Genomic DNA, 15,958 nt, shown 5'->3' with positions numbered 1-15,958 from the left:
ATTTAAGCCTGTCTTACCGTTCTCTGCTCAATGCGCTTCTCGTACTTTTCGCCCTGGAAGATGCGCTGCACATAAATACCTGGCGTATGGATCATGTTCGGGTCCAGTTCGCCGGCAGGCACCAGTTCTTCTACTTCGGCAACAGTTATTTTGCCAGCTGTTGCCATCATCGGGTTAAAATTACGGGCAGTACCTTTATAGATCAGGTTACCGGCCGTGTCGCCTTTCCATGCTTTTACAAACGCGAAGTCAGCTTTTAGCCAGGTCTCCATCAGGTACATCTTGCCATTAAACTCACGGCTCTCTTTTCCTTCGCCAACTTCGGTACCATATCCTGCCGGCGTAAAGAAAGCAGGTATACCAGCACCACCAGCTCGGCAACGTTCTGCCAATGTACCTTGTGGTATCAGTTCTACTTCCAGCTCACCTGACAATAGCTGACGTTCGAATTCAGCGTTTTCACCAACATAGCTGGCAATCATTTTTTTCACCTGGCGCTTCTGCAACAGCAAACCAATTCCGAAATCGTCAACACCCGCATTGTTAGAAATACAAGTCAGGTCTTTAACGCCAAGGCGCAACAACTCCTGGATAGAGTTTTCCGGAATGCCACACAAACCAAACCCACCCAACATCAGCGTCATGCCATCCTGAACACCTTGTAAGGCTTCCTGAGCATTTTTTACAGTTTTATTGATCATAGTTATTTAATGAGCTTTTACTTTGGTTAGTCATGCCTCGCTTTGCTACACATAAGCACCATACCCAAAACAGCGATATAATATAGTTCTATAGGTAGGTAAGTTATATATAATAAAAGCCATATGGAAATATGGCTTTACTTTTTTGGGTGAAATCGGTTACAGAACAGGTGAAATTATACAGTAGAAAGGATACGCTCAGTTGCTTCTTTATCTTTGGCTAACTGTGCTTTCAGAGCATCCAAGCTGCTGAACTTTTCTTCCTGGCGTAGTTGAGCTACAAAATCTACAGTAAGCGTTTCGCCATAGATGTCGCGGTTAAAGTTGAGCAGGTGAACTTCCAATGTAAGGTGAGTGCCATCTACAGTGGGGCGCATGCCGATGTTCATCATGCCAGGGTGGCGCTCGCCATTTATAGTTGCCCATACAGCATACACTCCGTTAGCCGGAATCAGTTTATGAGGGCCTGGTAAGGCCAGGTTTGCAGTCGGGTAACCAATGGTGCGGCCAAGCTTGTTGCCTTCTACCACAACAGAGCTTAACGTATAGTTTCTGCCCAGGTAGCTGGAAGCTGTTTCAAGGTCGCCACTTTCCAATGCTTTGCGTATTTTGGTTGAACTCACCCCCACGTCGTCCACATCCTGGCGGGGTATCTCTTCTACTTCAAAGCCATACTTGCTGCTGTGCGATTTCAGGTGTTCAAAGCTGCCTTCTCGGTTTTTGCCAAACCTATGGTCATACCCTATCACAAGTACTTTGGTATGCAATGCTTTTACCAGAATATCGGTAATAAAGCTGCGTGAACTGGTACGCGAAAAGTCTTTGGTAAACGGAATGATAAGCAGGTAGTCAATTCCAAAGCTGCGTAGCTGTTCAATGCGTTCATCTATAGTAGAAAGCAGCTTCAGGTCGTTGTCTTCGGGGAAAAGAACCAGGCGCGGGTGCGGCCAATATGTAATGACCACACTCTGGCCATTGCTATGGCGGGCACGCTCGATTACACGCTTAAGAATTTTCTGGTGACCTACGTGCACGCCATCAAAAGTGCCGCTGGTAACCACCGGATAGCTAAGCTGCGGAAATTCGGCTATATCACGAATTACTTCCATTCGCTTCCAGCTGTGCTTTTCTGATTTCCTGAATATCTTCTATGGTCAAAGCATCTTCCAGTTTATACTCGCCAATGCGCGTACGAACCAAAGAACCCAAGTGACCGCCAACATTCAGTTTTACACCCAAGTCATAAGCCAGGCTACGGATGTAGGTGCCTTTGGTGCAAACTACCCGGAACGATACTACATCGCCTTCAATGGCAGTGATATCAAATGCTTTTATGGTTATAGTACGAGGCTTCAGTTCAGCAGCTTTTCCACGGCGCGCCAGGTCGTAGGCACGTTTGCCATCCACCATCACCGCAGAGTAAATAGGAGGCACTTGTTCTATAGTTCCAACAAAACCTTCGGCAGCGGCTTTTATACTTTCAGGGGTAAGGTGGCTGATGTCCTTAGTTTCGGTTACCTCGGTTTCTTTATCGTAGGATGGGGTGTACTGGCCAAGTATAATGGTGCCGGTGTATTCTTTTTCCTGTGCCTGTATCTCATCGATGCGTTTGGTGTATTTACCGGTGCAAAGTATAAGCAAACCGCTGGCAAGCGGATCTAACGTGCCGGCATGGCCGATCTTTTTAACCCTTAATGTATTACGCACCTTCTTTACAACATCAAACGATGTCCAGGTCAGCGGTTTATCTATTAGCAGAACTTCGCCTGCCTCAAAGTTATAGGCCATTTTATACTTTTAAATCTACTCCCAATGCCAGCAGCGCCAGCAGCAGAATACCTAATGCTATTCGGTAGTAGCCAAACATCTTAAAGCCATACTTGGTCAGGAAACTTATAAAAAAGCGGATAGCCAGCATGGCAACTATAAAGGCTACAAAATTACCGATCAACAGCAGCTTTAGGTCGTTAGGAGTAATTATTTCAAAACTATTCTGAATTTTCTCCCAATCGAATTTCACGATATCGGATATTTCCAGTTGCAACAGGTCTGTGAGAAGTTTGTACGTAGCTGCAGCCAGCATAGTAGGCACCGCCAGGAAAAAGGAGAATTCTGCAGCTGTTTTACGATCTATGCCCTGTGCCATACCACCTATAATAGATGCAGCCGAGCGCGAAACGCCTGGTATCATAGCCACACATTGCGCTAAACCTATCAGGAAGGCATTTTTATAGTTTACAGAGGTCTTTTCAGCGTAAGCAAACCACTTGTCTACAAATAACAGCACCACACCACCTATAACCAGTGAAACAGCAGTTATCACTACGCTCTCCAGCATGGCATCTACCACATCATTTAGCGCAAAGCCAATTACGGCAGCAGGTATAAAGGCAATCAGCAGCTTTTTATAAAACTCGAAGCTTTGCAGAAAGCGGCGCCAGTACAGCACCACCACCGAAAGTATAGCCCCAAACTGGATATTAACTGTCAGGATTTTGGTAATCGGTAACTCATTTATTCCCATCAGGGCTGATGCAATGATCATGTGCCCGGTAGAGGAAATAGGTAAAAACTCGGTAAGTCCTTCAATAATGGCTAAAAGTATAGCCTGCCAAACGCTCATTTAGTGGTGGTTTTTGTCTTTTACAAGGATGGCAAAAAATTCGATGATGAATCCGGTGAATACAACGATAGGGCCTAAGGTAATTCCCATAAAGCCAAGTCCGTACTGCTCAGTATCCAGTGTCATGATGATGAAACCGATTGCCAGTACCACAATGCCAACCAGCATCAGGATGTAATTTTTTCTGCCAAAGGCAAGTCTGTCTTTATTTTCCATGTTAATATAGTTCATCTAGTGATAAGCGCAGGTATTTGCGCACCGAGCGGTAAGAGCTCAGGAACCCGATAATGCAGCCAATTACGAGTAGTGCCCCCATCAGGATATAGGTCTGCTCGTCGTCGCGGAGCAGTTTCAGTTCTTCGATCTGGGTATAAGCGTATTGCATCAGGCCAAAAAGAAGTAGAGAGGCTATGACCCCGCTCATAACGCCCTGCCATGCTGCCCGCTTCAGGAAAGGGCGCTGTATAAAGTAACCGGTAGCACCAACCAACTGCATACTTCGGATCAGGAAGCGTTGCGAGTATAAGGCCAGTTTTATTGTATTATTAATAAGTATAGTTACTACTAATAAAAGTATCGCTGCAAAGCCAAGCAGTATAATACTGATCTTTTTAATGTTGGTGTTGATGGATTCGATCAGGCTTTCTACATACTGTACTTCGTGCACGCCTTCTATTCCTTCCAGGTCGTTTTTTATACCCTTAAGCTGGGCAGAGGTCGCATTATCAGCATTTATTTTAAGCACATAGGCATCGCGCAGCGGGTTCTCCCCTAAAAAGGACATAAAATCTTCGCCGGTTTCTTCTAAAAAGGCTTTGGCGCCTTCTTCTTTCGAAACAAAACGAACCTGAGCCGTATCGCCTTTTACTGCCACGTATTCTTTAGCGGCTAATTTTTTCTGGATATTGGCAAGCTGTACGCCCGTTAAGTTCTTGTCAAGGTAAAGCTGCATTTCAATACTTTCCTTCACTTTTTCGGATAATTTACTGGCGTGGATGAGCAGCAACCCAAACAGCCCGATCACGAACAGGGCGAGTGAGATACTAAACACCACCATGGTATGTGGGTAATTTCCGAGCTTCTTCTTTTTAACAGATTTGTGTTGCTTTGCCATAGGTACTCCTTCCATACAAAATTAGGAATATATTTTAAAAATAAGGAAAGGAGTTAGTGGTAAAACAAAAAGCCCTGCACAAGTAACTGGCAGGGCTTTTATTTATTGTTCCAGGTTCAGTCTTGGGTCGGAGTCAAGTATGATCTGCTCTCGTTCCTGTTCTTCGAGCCTTCGTTGGCGTCGGTTGCTCATAAACAGTTCTTTCAGGTTATCGAAGCGCTTGGTATGCAGTAAACTAAAACTTTGGCGGTTTGTTCGCCTGTCTACCAGCCCGCGCGGAATGGTGTTATACTCTAAACGTCCGCGTAGCTCACCGCTTTTTGTTATATAATACTCCAGTGACCAGTCTCCCTGGTAACTATTGTCGCTTGTGGTGCCCACTACGTTACTTGTACCTAAACCTGCTTCGCTTGTTACACGCAGCCTGCCCTGGAAAAACGAATAACTTAAACGTACCTGTAACGACGAAAGTGCATCCTGGTCAATATTTCCCAGACCTATATCAATTTCAAGGTTACTGTCTATACTGTTCAGGAAGCTGCTTAGCTGGCCTGAGAGCAAACTACCCAAACTACCACCTACCGCCGTGGAGCCCGCATCTACTGTGCTAAATGTTCCTTGTGGTGATAATCTGCCCAAAACCATTAAACTGAATACCTGCCGGTTCAGCTCGGCTTCATCACTTTGTATGGCGCTCGTCAAGGCTTCGGTTTCTGCAGTTTGAGGTACCTGGTCAAAATTTAACCCCAAAGTAATCTGCGGCGTAAGCAATGGTCCATCCAGGTCAATAACGGCAGTTATAGGGTAGCGGCCTTGCAAGGTGCTTGTTTCCTGTACCGGCAGCGATGCCATCTGGGTATAGTTACCTGTAATGTTCATGATGCCGCCCAATGGATCTCCGTTCCAGGTGATGGTACTGCCAGGCTGTACGTTAAATTCGCGGGTTACCAGTCCTTCCAGCAAATTCAGGTTATATGCCCCTTTCGAGATCTCAAACACGCCAAACATGTTAAAGTCCCCGCGTGTGTCGATGGTCATTCTTATATCGCCGCTGCCGGATCCGCGAATTACGTCACCGGTTGTTCTATCTATAATGATCTCGAAATAAGCATCATCGGTCACATCCAGGTTGAAATTCATGTTGATGCCTGACAGGTCCACTTTCTGATCATCTACGGCCACTGCCAGGCTATCCGGGGTGCGGGTAACAAAATTAATGAAGTCTTTGCGGGCTATACTTTCCTGGTTATCCAAGGGAATAACAAGACGGGTGTTCTCTTCGCTGCGGGCATCCACGTTTATGCGCAGGTTATCTACCGGACCAAGTATACTGGCAGTTCCTGTTCCAAAGGCAGTTCCGTAATATAATTCGTTGTGCTCAGCCGTTGTGTTCAGTATCATGAAATTGCGGTAGCGGGCGCTCAGGTCTATTACCATGTTTTCGAACCCGTCGTGGGCAATGCCGCCTGTAACAGTTGCAGAGTTGCCAAACAGGTCTTTCAATTGAGCATTCCGGAAACTGATACTGTTCGGGCCAAGGTAAACACGATCGTTAAAGTGGTAAGTGGTGTTCAGGTAATCGAATTTAAACTGCCCGTTTGATACCATCACCGAGCCTTTCAGAATTGGTGCACCGAGCCTGCCAAGTATACGCACACGCCCTTCCATGTCTCCCTCAAGGTCAGAAAGTATAGGTTTGATGAGTGGCTCTACCATTTTGAGCTGTGCCTGGTCCATCACGGCAAGCAGGTCCAGCTGGTCTTCGGTGGCATTAGGGTTATAGTTACCTGTTACTGTCAGCACCTTTTTGTTATTCCTGTCGATGCCCACATCTACCACCATTTGCTTCAGTGTATTGTTCCAGTTGGCTGTGCCGTCAATATTCCCAATCAGGAAGTCATCCAAATGAAAGGAATCAACACGTGCGGTAATGTTGAGCAGAGCACGGTTGTAAATATCCTGTGCCACAATCTGCCCGTTAAGCGTTCCGGCAATCTTTTCGGTCATCAGGGTATTCAGGTTGCGCAGGTCAAACTGTTCTACATTTAAGGTAAGCCTGCTGTTCGGGTCTTCGGAAATAGTGCCTGCTGCTCGTACTACCTGCTCCTGGTTGGTTACTGCAAAGTTTTCGAAGTTAATGGTTCTGCCCGCATCACCGATAACTATAGTGTTGCCTGGTGTAAAGGCCCAGGGCATATCGCGGAGCACAATGTTAGATTTATCAAATACCAGCTGTATCTGGTTCTCCAGGAAATTGAGGTCGCCGGTAATGGTAGCGCGGTTGTTTTCTTCTGGCTGCCGCACGCTGGTGGCAAAGTCTATCTTACGCTCACTCCAGATGCCTTCCAGGTAAAAATCCTGTGTCTGGCCGGCAGTTGGCAATTGTTGCTGCTCCGAAGTATAAATTATACTTGCGAGCACATCAGGGCTGTGCTGTAATTTAGAAGAAGTAATGTCGAACGTATTGCGGTAGAGGTTATAGTCGGCATAGGAGATGGTATCTATTGTGCCGAACATGTTAACTATAACCGTGTTGCCATGCGTAAACGAACCTTCAATATTTGTATTCTTAGATATGGCCAGGTCAGGCACAAATAGCTGAAGAAGCGGGTTGGCATCCTTCAGGTATAAAGTATAGTTCAGGGCATAATCCTTTGCATCGCCTTTTGCCTTGCGTCGGTAATAGGCTTGGGTGGCGGCATCTATACTTTCAAAATTGAGTTTATACTCTTCTGCCAGTTGGGTCAGGTCATCTATAAGCGTAGAGTAAGCAAAGTTGCCATCCAGGTTCAGGGTTACCAGATCTGAAACAAGATTTAGCGCCCGTTGTCCTTCCACAATTTCTGAGTTAATATAAAGTGAATCTAAGGCCAGCTCTTTTCCTTTATAATTTATAGTTGCGTTGGCAAAGCTGGCTACACCTACAAAGTCATCCAGGCGCAGGCCTTTGAAATCGAGGTTAGCGTTGGCGCTGACGGTAAACGGATCTTTGGATAAGCCGAGAGCTCTAAGGTCTACCTTCTGCAGGTTCGCCATAACATTAAAAGCCTGCTCGCCATCGTTCAGGAAAATTTCACCATCAGCAGCTATTACAAGGTTCGGATCGTTTACAGAGACTTCACCTACAAACTTCTGCCGGCTCAGGTTGCCGTTGGCTACTATGTTCTGATAGTTATAGTTCTTAAAGTATAGCTGCCGGATAGTAGCATCCATATCTACGTTGGCGTCCTCCAGGGTAAAGCCCGATCCGGCCACCTTACCGCTCATCGAAATGGTCTGGATTAGGTCGGTGCGGTTAATGAGTTTGCCCAGGTTAAAGCCGTTGGTGCTTACAAATCCTTTATAAGAGGAGCTGCGCTTGTCGTCGTCTATTTTTAAGTTGATGTCGGAACGAACATTGCCCAGAGCCGTTACAAAACTACCGTTGGCTACAAAGTCGTTGTAAAAACCCAGGAAACGGCCATCCAGCTTTACGATTCCCAAACGATCTACAACTTCATAAGCATCGCGTGGCAGGAACTGTTTAATGTCGTCGGCATCTATCGTGGATGGTTGCAGTTTCAGGTTGGCGAAAGTTTCCCGTACGTTTGGTAATCCATCGGCACTTATACTTCCTACTATATGCGTGTTCTGGCCATACTTAAGATCAACACTATCAGCTTTAAAGTTTGATACCTTTCCTTTATAGTTGATGGAGTTTATTTGTATCTCTTCGTTCTCATAACCTTTCAGCAGCGTTGTGAATATGGAGATGTCGCGGGCGTAGGCGTACGAATCGTGCAGGTTGGCCGTCATGGTAACGCTGTCGTTAAAATTCCTGAAGTTGCCAAACCGTTTGAAGTCGAAACGCACATAGTCCCGCACATGGCTATCCTGCACCCTTAAATTCAGGTCGGCCCATTCCCAGAACGTGGCGGAATAGGTCATCTTTGTATCGAGGCGGCGCAGGTTGGTATTGGAGCGTGTCTCGATGGCGCTGAAGTTGGAGATGTTGGCTTTTAACGTATCAGCAAGTACAAGCTCATCGAAATGGCCGTAAATGCTGTCCACGGTCAGGTGGGCATAGTCCATGCCATGCTCAGATAGTGGCTTGTTAAAATCGTCGTAAGTAAAGCGGCCGTTCTTAAGTATAAGCTCCTGCAGGTCGAACTTAAAGGGTTTGGAAACTTTGGTGGTGTCTTTTACAAACAGATCGCTGAGAGCGCTGAAGAAGGCACCGGCATTCAGGGTATCTGATCCTTGATAGTATACCAGGTTGGCGCGTGGCTCCTGCAGCTCCAGGGTGGCTATACTCAGCGAGTTCGGGTTCAGGATTGAGAAAGCGGCAATATCGGCTTCGATGCGGCCAACGTAGAAGAGCTCGTTCTGTTTATAGTCGCGTACCTGTACCCGTTCCAGAATCACGTTACTGAAAAACTCAATGTCGACACGGCCTACTGATACATCATGATTTGTAGCTTCGGAGAGCCAGGTAGCGGCGCGTTGGGCTATTTTAGTCTGAACGGCAGGTATGCGGATAGCAAAAAAAACAAGTATAAATAGCAACAAAAGGAATGCAAACAGCCCCAAAACTATTTTAAGAATAGCTTTTCCTATAACTTTGAAGTAATTTATGGACTGTTCTTTTTCCAAAAGATGACCGAACCTACAATTTTAGCTATTGAATCTTCCTGCGACGAGACCTCGGCAGCCGTTATTCGCGGCGGCAAAGTTTTGTCGAATATAATTGCTACTCAGGCCGTTCACGAAAAGTATGGCGGCGTGGTACCAGAACTTGCTTCCAGAGCACATCAGCAAAACATTATACCTGTTGTAACCGAAGCCTTAAACACAGCAAATGTAACTAAAAATGAGTTAAGTGCAGTGGCTTTTACGCGTGGCCCCGGCCTTTTAGGTGCCTTGCTGGTTGGCTGCTCGTTTGCCAAGTCGTTTGCACTGGGTTTAAACATCCCGCTGATCGATGTAAACCACATGCAGGCACACATTCTGGCCCATTTTATAGAAGACCCGAAACCAAACTTTCCGTTCCTGTGCCTGACCGTTAGCGGTGGCCATACCCAGATCGTGTTGGTAAAAGACCACCTGGATATGGAGATCATCGGGCAAACTACCGACGATGCAGTAGGAGAGGCCTTCGATAAAACTGCCAAAATGCTAGGCCTGCCTTACCCGGGCGGACCGATGCTGGACAAAGCAGCTGCCCAGGGTAACCCGAAAGCGTTCGAGTTCCCGGTGGGTAACATGCCCGGCTACGATTACTCTTTCAGTGGTATCAAAACTTCTGTGTTATACTTCCTGAGAGATAGAACGAAGGAGAACCCGAACTTTGTACAGGAAAACATAAACGATATTTGCGCCAGTGTGCAACATACGTTAATCAAGACCTTGCTGAAGAAAGTGGTGCAGGCCACAAAGGACTTAGGTATAAAAGAAGTAGCGATTGCCGGTGGGGTGTCGGCTAACTCTGGCTTGCGTGCTGCCCTGCAGGACTATGCCAAGAAGTATAACTGGAATGTGTATATCCCCGCCTTCCAATACTGTACCGACAATGCAGGTATGATTGCGATGGCTGCCCATTACCAGTACCTTAAAGGAGACTTCGCTGACCAGTATGCCAGCCCTGATCCGAGAATGAAATTATAGTTTTAGGATAGTAACTGAAATCTATTCATCCTGTAAATCCAGATTCATAAAAAATGCATAACCCTTTCCAGTTAGGCGACACCAAAGTATACCAGAAGCTTGTAACTGCTGCGGACTTTGCCCGTTTTGAGGATGGCTTGGTACATGCTGTTTGCTCTACATTTTCGCTGGCTCAGGCTGCGGAGTGGGCCGGTAGATTGTTTGTGCTGGAGATGAAAGAAAAGGATGAAGAAGGGATAGGTACTTTTCTGACGATCAACCATAAAGGACCTGCTTTTGAAAGTGAAACTATAACTATAACTGCCACTTTAAAAGAAGTGAACGGCCACGAAGTGATCTGCAGTTATGAAGCCCGCGTAGGAGACAGGTTAGTAGCAGACGGAGAAACCGGTCAGAAAATTTTGAAAAAAGAAAAATTAGCCAAAGTTTTGGCACCAAAGCAAGTATAAATGGCCAAAGACAAGGACAGAATACAGAAACACGTAAACATTGTTAACCGCAGGGCCTCCTTCGAGTACCAGTTCCTGGAGAAGTATACCGCCGGTATTATGCTGATGGGTACCGAAATCAAATCGATACGCGAAGGCAAAGTGAACATGCAGGATGGGTACTGTGTTTTCCATAACGAAGAGTTGTGGCTGCATAACACGCATATCTCTACCTACACCGAAGGTACGCACTATAACCACGAACCCATGCGCCCGCGCAAATTGTTGCTTAACAAACGGGAGCTGCGCAAACTGGAGAAAGGTGCCGAAGAGCAGGGGGTAACCATCATCCCAACTCGTTTTTTCATTAACGACCGAGGTTTTGCCAAAGTAGAGATTGCCCTTGCACGCGGTAAGAAACTATACGACAAGCGCGAAGACATCAAAGCCAAAGACATCAAACGCGAGCTGGACAGAAGTGGCTATTAATAATTTTGAATTTTGACGGAGTGAATGAGTGAATATTTAAATTCCTACACACCTTCAGAATTCAATTCCTAGATATTCAGTTATTCAAAATTCACTCATTCAAAATTAAAGAAATTGGACTACGGAATAAGTATGCTGAGCCTGGTGCCGATGCGCGCCGAACCATCTAACAGGGCCGAACTGGTAACACAGTTGCTCTTTGGGGAGTGCTATGAGATCATAAGTCGCCAGGAGAAATGGGTGCGCATACAGCTAGCCACAGATGGTTACCAAGGCTGGGTTGACCAGAATCAGCATACGCCGGTTTCAAAAGAATATTACCAGGAGTGGAAACAAGCACAACACCCGCGCGCTCTGGACCTGGTGCAGATAGTAAGTAATGCTGATGGGCGCATACCAGTAGGTATAGGTGCTTATCTGCCTTTTTTTGATGGTATCAACGTGCGCATTGGCGAACAGATGTACCATTATAGCGGCCGTGCTTCTAACCCTGGCGTAGAGTCTAATACTGCCCAACTGGTTAAAGTAGCCCATAATTTTATGAAGGCACCTTACCTGTGGGGTGGTAAATCAGTGTTCGGGATAGACTGCTCAGGCTTTGCCCAACAGGTATATGGTATCTGTGGCGTGCAGCTGCCCCGCGATGCTTACCAGCAGGTTACTAGTGGCGAAGAAGTACATTTTGTGAACCAGACCCAACCCGGCGATCTTGCCTTTTTTGATAATGAGGAAGGGCGTATTATACACGTAGGCATCGTTTTAGAAGATCAGAAGATAATGCATGCCAGTGGCGAAGTGCGTATTGATACCCTGGATCATAATGGCATTTATAACGCCGACCGCAAACGCTATTCCCATAAACTTCGCATCATAAAACGGATTTTTCAGGCATAGGCTGCTATTTCCATTGAACTTTACCGTAAGCTGCCGGTTTTTTCCGTAGAAGCTTATAGTTCAGTACAGTGTGCAACCTATGAAAGACAAAGTTCTCATCCTTAATCAGGACTTCAGTGCCATTGCAGTGTGCTCGGTGCACAAGGCCTTCCTGCTCGTATACCTCGATAAAGCTGAAATGGTGACTAAATCGGAAACTGAGCAGCTCCACACTATTTCCAAAGTATATCCCGTTCCGTCTGTTATCCGGTTGCAGCGCTATGTGCATGTGCCTTACCATGGTATTGCCTTAAGCCGACATAACATCATGCGTAGGGATAACTATACTTGCCAGTACTGCGGTACTGTAAAGAACCTGACCTTAGATCACCTGTTGCCCAGAAGCAGGGGAGGAGGGAGTAACTGGCAGAATCTGGTTACGGCGTGCTCCCGCTGCAACATCCGGAAAGGCGACAGAACCCCGGAAGAGGCGGGGCTGAAACTGATGCAAAAACCTATAAAGCCATCCCTTCAGTATTTCCTTAAAATGCAGCTAACACCAGCTAATCAGGATTGGGGAATGTACCTGGGTGTGAAGGAATAATGTAACTATAGCTGTGCTAAAATATTTAGTTTGCTATATATAAAGTATAGTAAACCAGTAAGTATTACTTGTTGGTGTAAAGTATAGCTTTAGTGTAAAATTATAAGCGGATGATTAAATTCTAAACCAGCCATTTCGCTTAATGATCCTGGCAAAATACTGAAAGTAAACGCCGTGACTTGTTCCCCATAGACTGTAACTATAGACCTATAAATGCAATCATGGTCTTGCTGTAAGTCGCATCTCAAGAGAGGAGTGGGGTAAGTAAAACACCAACTATAGAACTATAATCAGGAAGCCGGGATGGGGATAAAATCTATACTTTCCCTAAGCTTATACTTCTTTTAGCTAACAGTACTTATACTTTCCCTTAATAAGCATTGGTTTTTAATCTGAAAAAGAGTTACTTTTGCGGCTCATTCAGGTGAATGGACCTGTAAATCAGCAGGAAATGTAAAACTAAACCAAACCGGCCCATTGCTCTAAGCCGGTGGCTTCTCCAGAGCAACAGAACAATATGAGTAATTCTCCAGAAAATTTCGATTGGGACAAGTTTGAGTCTCAAGGTTTCGGCGGTGGCTACAGCAAAGAAGAGAAAGCCGAAATGGAAAAAATGTATGACGACACCCTGACTACCGTACAGGAGCAGGAGGTTGTTAAAGGAACTGTTGTTGGTATCACTGATCGTGACGTGATCCTGAACATCGGTTTCAAATCTGACGGCTTGGTTGCTACTTCAGAATTCAGAGACATGCCTGATCTGAAAATTGGTGACGAAGTTGAAGTATTTATTGAAGACCAGGAAGATCCAAACGGTCAGCTTATCTTGTCTCGCAAGAAAGCGAAAATCGTTTCTGCCTGGGCTAAAATCTACGATGCACTTGAGAATGATACTATTCTTGAAGGCATTGTTAAGAGAAGAACCAAAGGTGGTCTTATCATGGACCTTTATGGTGTTGAAGCGTTCTTACCAGGTTCTCAGATCGACGTTAAGCCAATCCGCGACTTCGATGTGTTTGTAGGTAAGAAAATGGAAGTGAAAGTTGTGAAAATCAACGCCGCTTTCGACAACGTGGTTGTATCTCACAAAGTACTTATCGAGAAAGACCTGGAGCAGCAGCGTGCAGCTATCCTGAACAACTTAGAGCGTGGTCAGGTACTGGAAGGTGTTATCAAGAACATGACAAACTTCGGTGTGTTCATCGACCTTGGTGGCGTAGACGGTCTGCTTCACATTACAGATATTTCATGGGGCCGTATCAACCATCCGGAAGAAGTATTGAATCTTGATCAGAAAGTACAGGTAGTAGTACTTGACTTTGATGATGACAAGAAGCGTATTTCTCTAGGTATGAAGCAGCTTACTCCACATCCGTGGGATGCGCTTCCTGCTGAGGTTGAAGTTGGTTCTAGAGTTAAAGGTAAGATCGTTAACGTTGCTGACTACGGCGCGTTCCTTGAGCTTATGCCAGGCGTTGAAGGTCTGATCCACGTTTCTGAAATGTCATGGTCTCAGCACCTGCGCAACCCACAAGACTTCATTAAGCAAGGCGACGAGGTTGAGGCAGTTGTATTGACACTTGACAGAGAAGAGCGCAAAATGTCTCTGGGCATTAAGCAGCTTACTGAAGATCCATGGACGAAAGAAGATGTGTTAACGAAATATGCAGTAGGCACTAAGCACACTGGCGTAGTTCGTAACCTTACTAACTTCGGTCTGTTCTTAGAGCTTGAAGAAGGTGTTGACGGTCTTGTACACGTTTCTGACCTTTCCTGGACTAAGAAGATCAAGCACCCATCTGAGTTTGTTAAAGTTGGTGAAAACCTTGATGTAGTTGTTCTGGAGCTTGATGTTCCTAACAGAAGACTTGCATTAGGGCACAAGCAGCTTGAAGAGAACCCTTGGGATACTTTCGAGTCAGTATTCAACATCGGTTCAGTACATAAAGCTACTGTAATCGAGAAGTCTGAGCGTGGTGCAGTTCTTGAGTTGCCTTACGGTATCGAAGGTTTTGCTTTCCCTAAAGCGTTAACGAAAGAAGACGGTTCTCAGGTTGAAGCAGGCGAGAGCCTTGACTTTAAAGTAACTGAGTTCTCTAAAGAAGATCGTAAGATCATCCTTTCTCATACAGCTACTCACACTGAAAGCGCTGATGCAGCCCGTGTAGCGAAAGCTACTAAGAAAGCTCCAGTTGCTGGTGAGAAGAAAGAGAAAGCTCCTAAGGCTCCAAAAGAAGTAGAAAACAAATCTACTCTTGGCGACCTGGATGCCCTTTCTGCCCTGAAAGAGCAAATGATGGAGAATGAGAAAGAAGCTGGTGTTAAAAAGTTAGAAGCTGCTGCTAAAAAAGCAAAAGGTTCTGACGAAGAAGCTTCTGAAGAAGAGAGCAACGCTTAGTAATAAGCTTGTTACATAGCAAAAAGCCCCGGAGCGATCCGGGGCTTTTTTTATACCTATAATTTATATTTTGTAACAATTTATATAAAAAATAGTATATTTAAGGAAGTGGTATATAGGGTTTATACTTTAAAGTATACTTATAGGCCAGCACTATGCTTTAACTCTGCAAACCCTTGACCTGAGCCTATGCCGCACCCTACTCAAACGCTAGATCTTACCCCTATCGGAATGATTCTTCGGATAATCCGTACGGCAGAAGAAACCAAGGGACAGTCGTTGGAGATGGAGTGGGAGATATTGCCACAAGCTGATGGTACGCCCGTGCATCTGCATCCTGAAGCGCAGGAAACATACCGTGTACTTGAAGGGCAGATAGAGGTTAATGTTAACGGTGAATGGCATCATTTGCACCAGGGCGAAGAAATAACAGTGCCTGCAGGTATACCCCATACTTTTCGAAACCCAACCGATTATATCACTAAAGTATACAATACCCATTCTCCTGCCATGCAGTTTGATAACTATTTTAAAGACTTAAATAAAGTTGTAGCAAGGCTGTCGGCCCAAGGGCATCAAAAGCTTGAGCCAAATTTTAATACAATCACCTACATGTCGATGCTCATGAAAAAGTATCCGAAGGAGATTGTGTCTGTTAGCCCACCTGATTTTATAGTCTCGTTACTTAACTTAATTGGTAAAGCAAGACGGTTGGAAGTATAAGCATGACTAAAAATTTATTAATGTTAAAAAATAACCTTCTATAGTTTGACAAGTATACTCAGATTTGTATATTTGCACTCCCAATCACGGTAACGTGGCCGAGTGGCTAGGCTCAGCTCTGCAAAAGCTGCTACAGCGGTTCGAATCCGCTCGTTACCTCTTACTAGAATGCCCCAGCTATACTTAAAGTAGCTGGGGCATTTTGTTTTTATCTCTACCCATCTGCTGTTTTAGCACCTTCCTGCTTTATCTGTCTCTATGTCTGTTACTTAACTGTAAGTATAAAATATAGTATTCTTTTTTTATTTATAAGCTAATCTTTTGTACTGTTTCATCGTAATGAACTAAGCCATAAACCAAAA

Annotated in this window: 14 protein-coding genes and 1 tRNA gene; 8 read left to right on the top strand and 7 right to left on the bottom strand. The window is 45.3% G+C overall.

Annotated features, from left to right (window positions below):
• Positions 1-2 precede the first annotated feature (2 nt).
• From MJ612_RS07900 to MJ612_RS07870, 7 genes are all read right to left on the bottom strand, one after another.
• A complete protein-coding gene (locus MJ612_RS07900) occupies positions 3-701 on the bottom strand; it encodes a CoA transferase subunit A (RefSeq protein ID WP_187032957.1) in 699 nt (232 codons plus the stop codon).
• Between the two features lie 176 nt (positions 702-877).
• Positions 878-1,810 (bottom strand): bifunctional riboflavin kinase/FAD synthetase, encoded by a 933-nt coding sequence (locus MJ612_RS07895; RefSeq protein WP_187032956.1) that lies wholly within the window; start codon positions 1,808-1,810, stop codon positions 878-880.
• A complete protein-coding gene (gene truB / locus MJ612_RS07890; protein ID WP_187032955.1) occupies positions 1,794-2,489 on the bottom strand; it encodes a tRNA pseudouridine(55) synthase TruB in 696 nt (231 codons plus the stop codon). Before truB ends, MJ612_RS07895 begins: the two co-directional genes overlap by 17 nt.
• A 1-nt stretch (position 2,490) precedes the next feature.
• Entirely contained in the window at positions 2,491-3,324 is an 834-nt protein-coding gene (locus MJ612_RS07885; RefSeq protein WP_187032954.1) for an undecaprenyl-diphosphate phosphatase, read from the bottom strand.
• On the bottom strand, positions 3,325-3,540 hold the full coding sequence (locus MJ612_RS07880; RefSeq protein ID WP_187032953.1) for a DUF3098 domain-containing protein: 216 nt from the start codon (positions 3,538-3,540) through the stop codon (positions 3,325-3,327).
• Position 3,541: 1 nt separating this feature from the next.
• Positions 3,542-4,438, bottom strand: a complete 897-nt coding sequence (locus MJ612_RS07875; protein ID WP_187032952.1) for a cell division protein FtsX — start codon at positions 4,436-4,438, stop codon at positions 3,542-3,544.
• Between the two features lie 102 nt (positions 4,439-4,540).
• The gene (locus MJ612_RS07870; RefSeq protein WP_449580851.1) at positions 4,541-9,070 is read right to left on the bottom strand and encodes a translocation/assembly module TamB domain-containing protein; all 4,530 of its coding nucleotides are present in this window, start codon (positions 9,068-9,070) and stop codon (positions 4,541-4,543) included.
• A gap of 3 nt (positions 9,071-9,073) precedes the next feature.
• On the opposite strand from MJ612_RS07870, the gene tsaD reads away from it, so the two are divergent.
• From tsaD to MJ612_RS07830, 8 genes are all read left to right on the top strand, one after another.
• Positions 9,074-10,081, top strand: coding sequence for a tRNA (adenosine(37)-N6)-threonylcarbamoyltransferase complex transferase subunit TsaD (tsaD, locus tag MJ612_RS07865; RefSeq protein ID WP_187032950.1), 1,008 nt, complete (start codon positions 9,074-9,076; stop codon positions 10,079-10,081).
• Positions 10,082-10,134: 53 nt separating this feature from the next.
• A complete protein-coding gene (locus tag MJ612_RS07860; RefSeq protein WP_187032949.1) occupies positions 10,135-10,530 on the top strand; it encodes a thioesterase family protein in 396 nt (131 codons plus the stop codon).
• On the top strand, positions 10,531-10,998 hold the full coding sequence (gene smpB / locus MJ612_RS07855) for an SsrA-binding protein SmpB (protein WP_187032948.1): 468 nt from the start codon (positions 10,531-10,533) through the stop codon (positions 10,996-10,998).
• Positions 10,999-11,112: 114 nt separating this feature from the next.
• On the top strand, positions 11,113-11,892 hold the full coding sequence (locus MJ612_RS07850; RefSeq protein ID WP_250419094.1) for a C40 family peptidase: 780 nt from the start codon (positions 11,113-11,115) through the stop codon (positions 11,890-11,892).
• 79 nt (positions 11,893-11,971) lie between these two features.
• Entirely contained in the window at positions 11,972-12,475 is a 504-nt protein-coding gene (locus MJ612_RS07845) for an HNH endonuclease (protein WP_187032947.1), read from the top strand.
• A 517-nt stretch (positions 12,476-12,992) separates the two neighbouring features.
• On the top strand, positions 12,993-14,873 hold the full coding sequence (rpsA, locus tag MJ612_RS07840; RefSeq protein ID WP_187032946.1) for a 30S ribosomal protein S1: 1,881 nt from the start codon (positions 12,993-12,995) through the stop codon (positions 14,871-14,873).
• 231 nt (positions 14,874-15,104) lie between these two features.
• Entirely contained in the window at positions 15,105-15,596 is a 492-nt protein-coding gene (locus MJ612_RS07835; protein ID WP_187032945.1) for a cupin domain-containing protein, read from the top strand.
• 88 nt (positions 15,597-15,684) lie between these two features.
• Positions 15,685-15,755, top strand: a tRNA-Cys gene (locus MJ612_RS07830).
• Positions 15,756-15,958 lie beyond the last annotated feature (203 nt).

It is taken from the genome of Pontibacter deserti, from assembly GCF_023630255.1.
Taxonomy (GTDB): domain Bacteria; phylum Bacteroidota; class Bacteroidia; order Cytophagales; family Hymenobacteraceae; genus Pontibacter; species Pontibacter deserti.
Note: the sequence above shows the minus strand (reverse complement) of the source record. Positions and strands in the feature narration are given on the sequence as shown.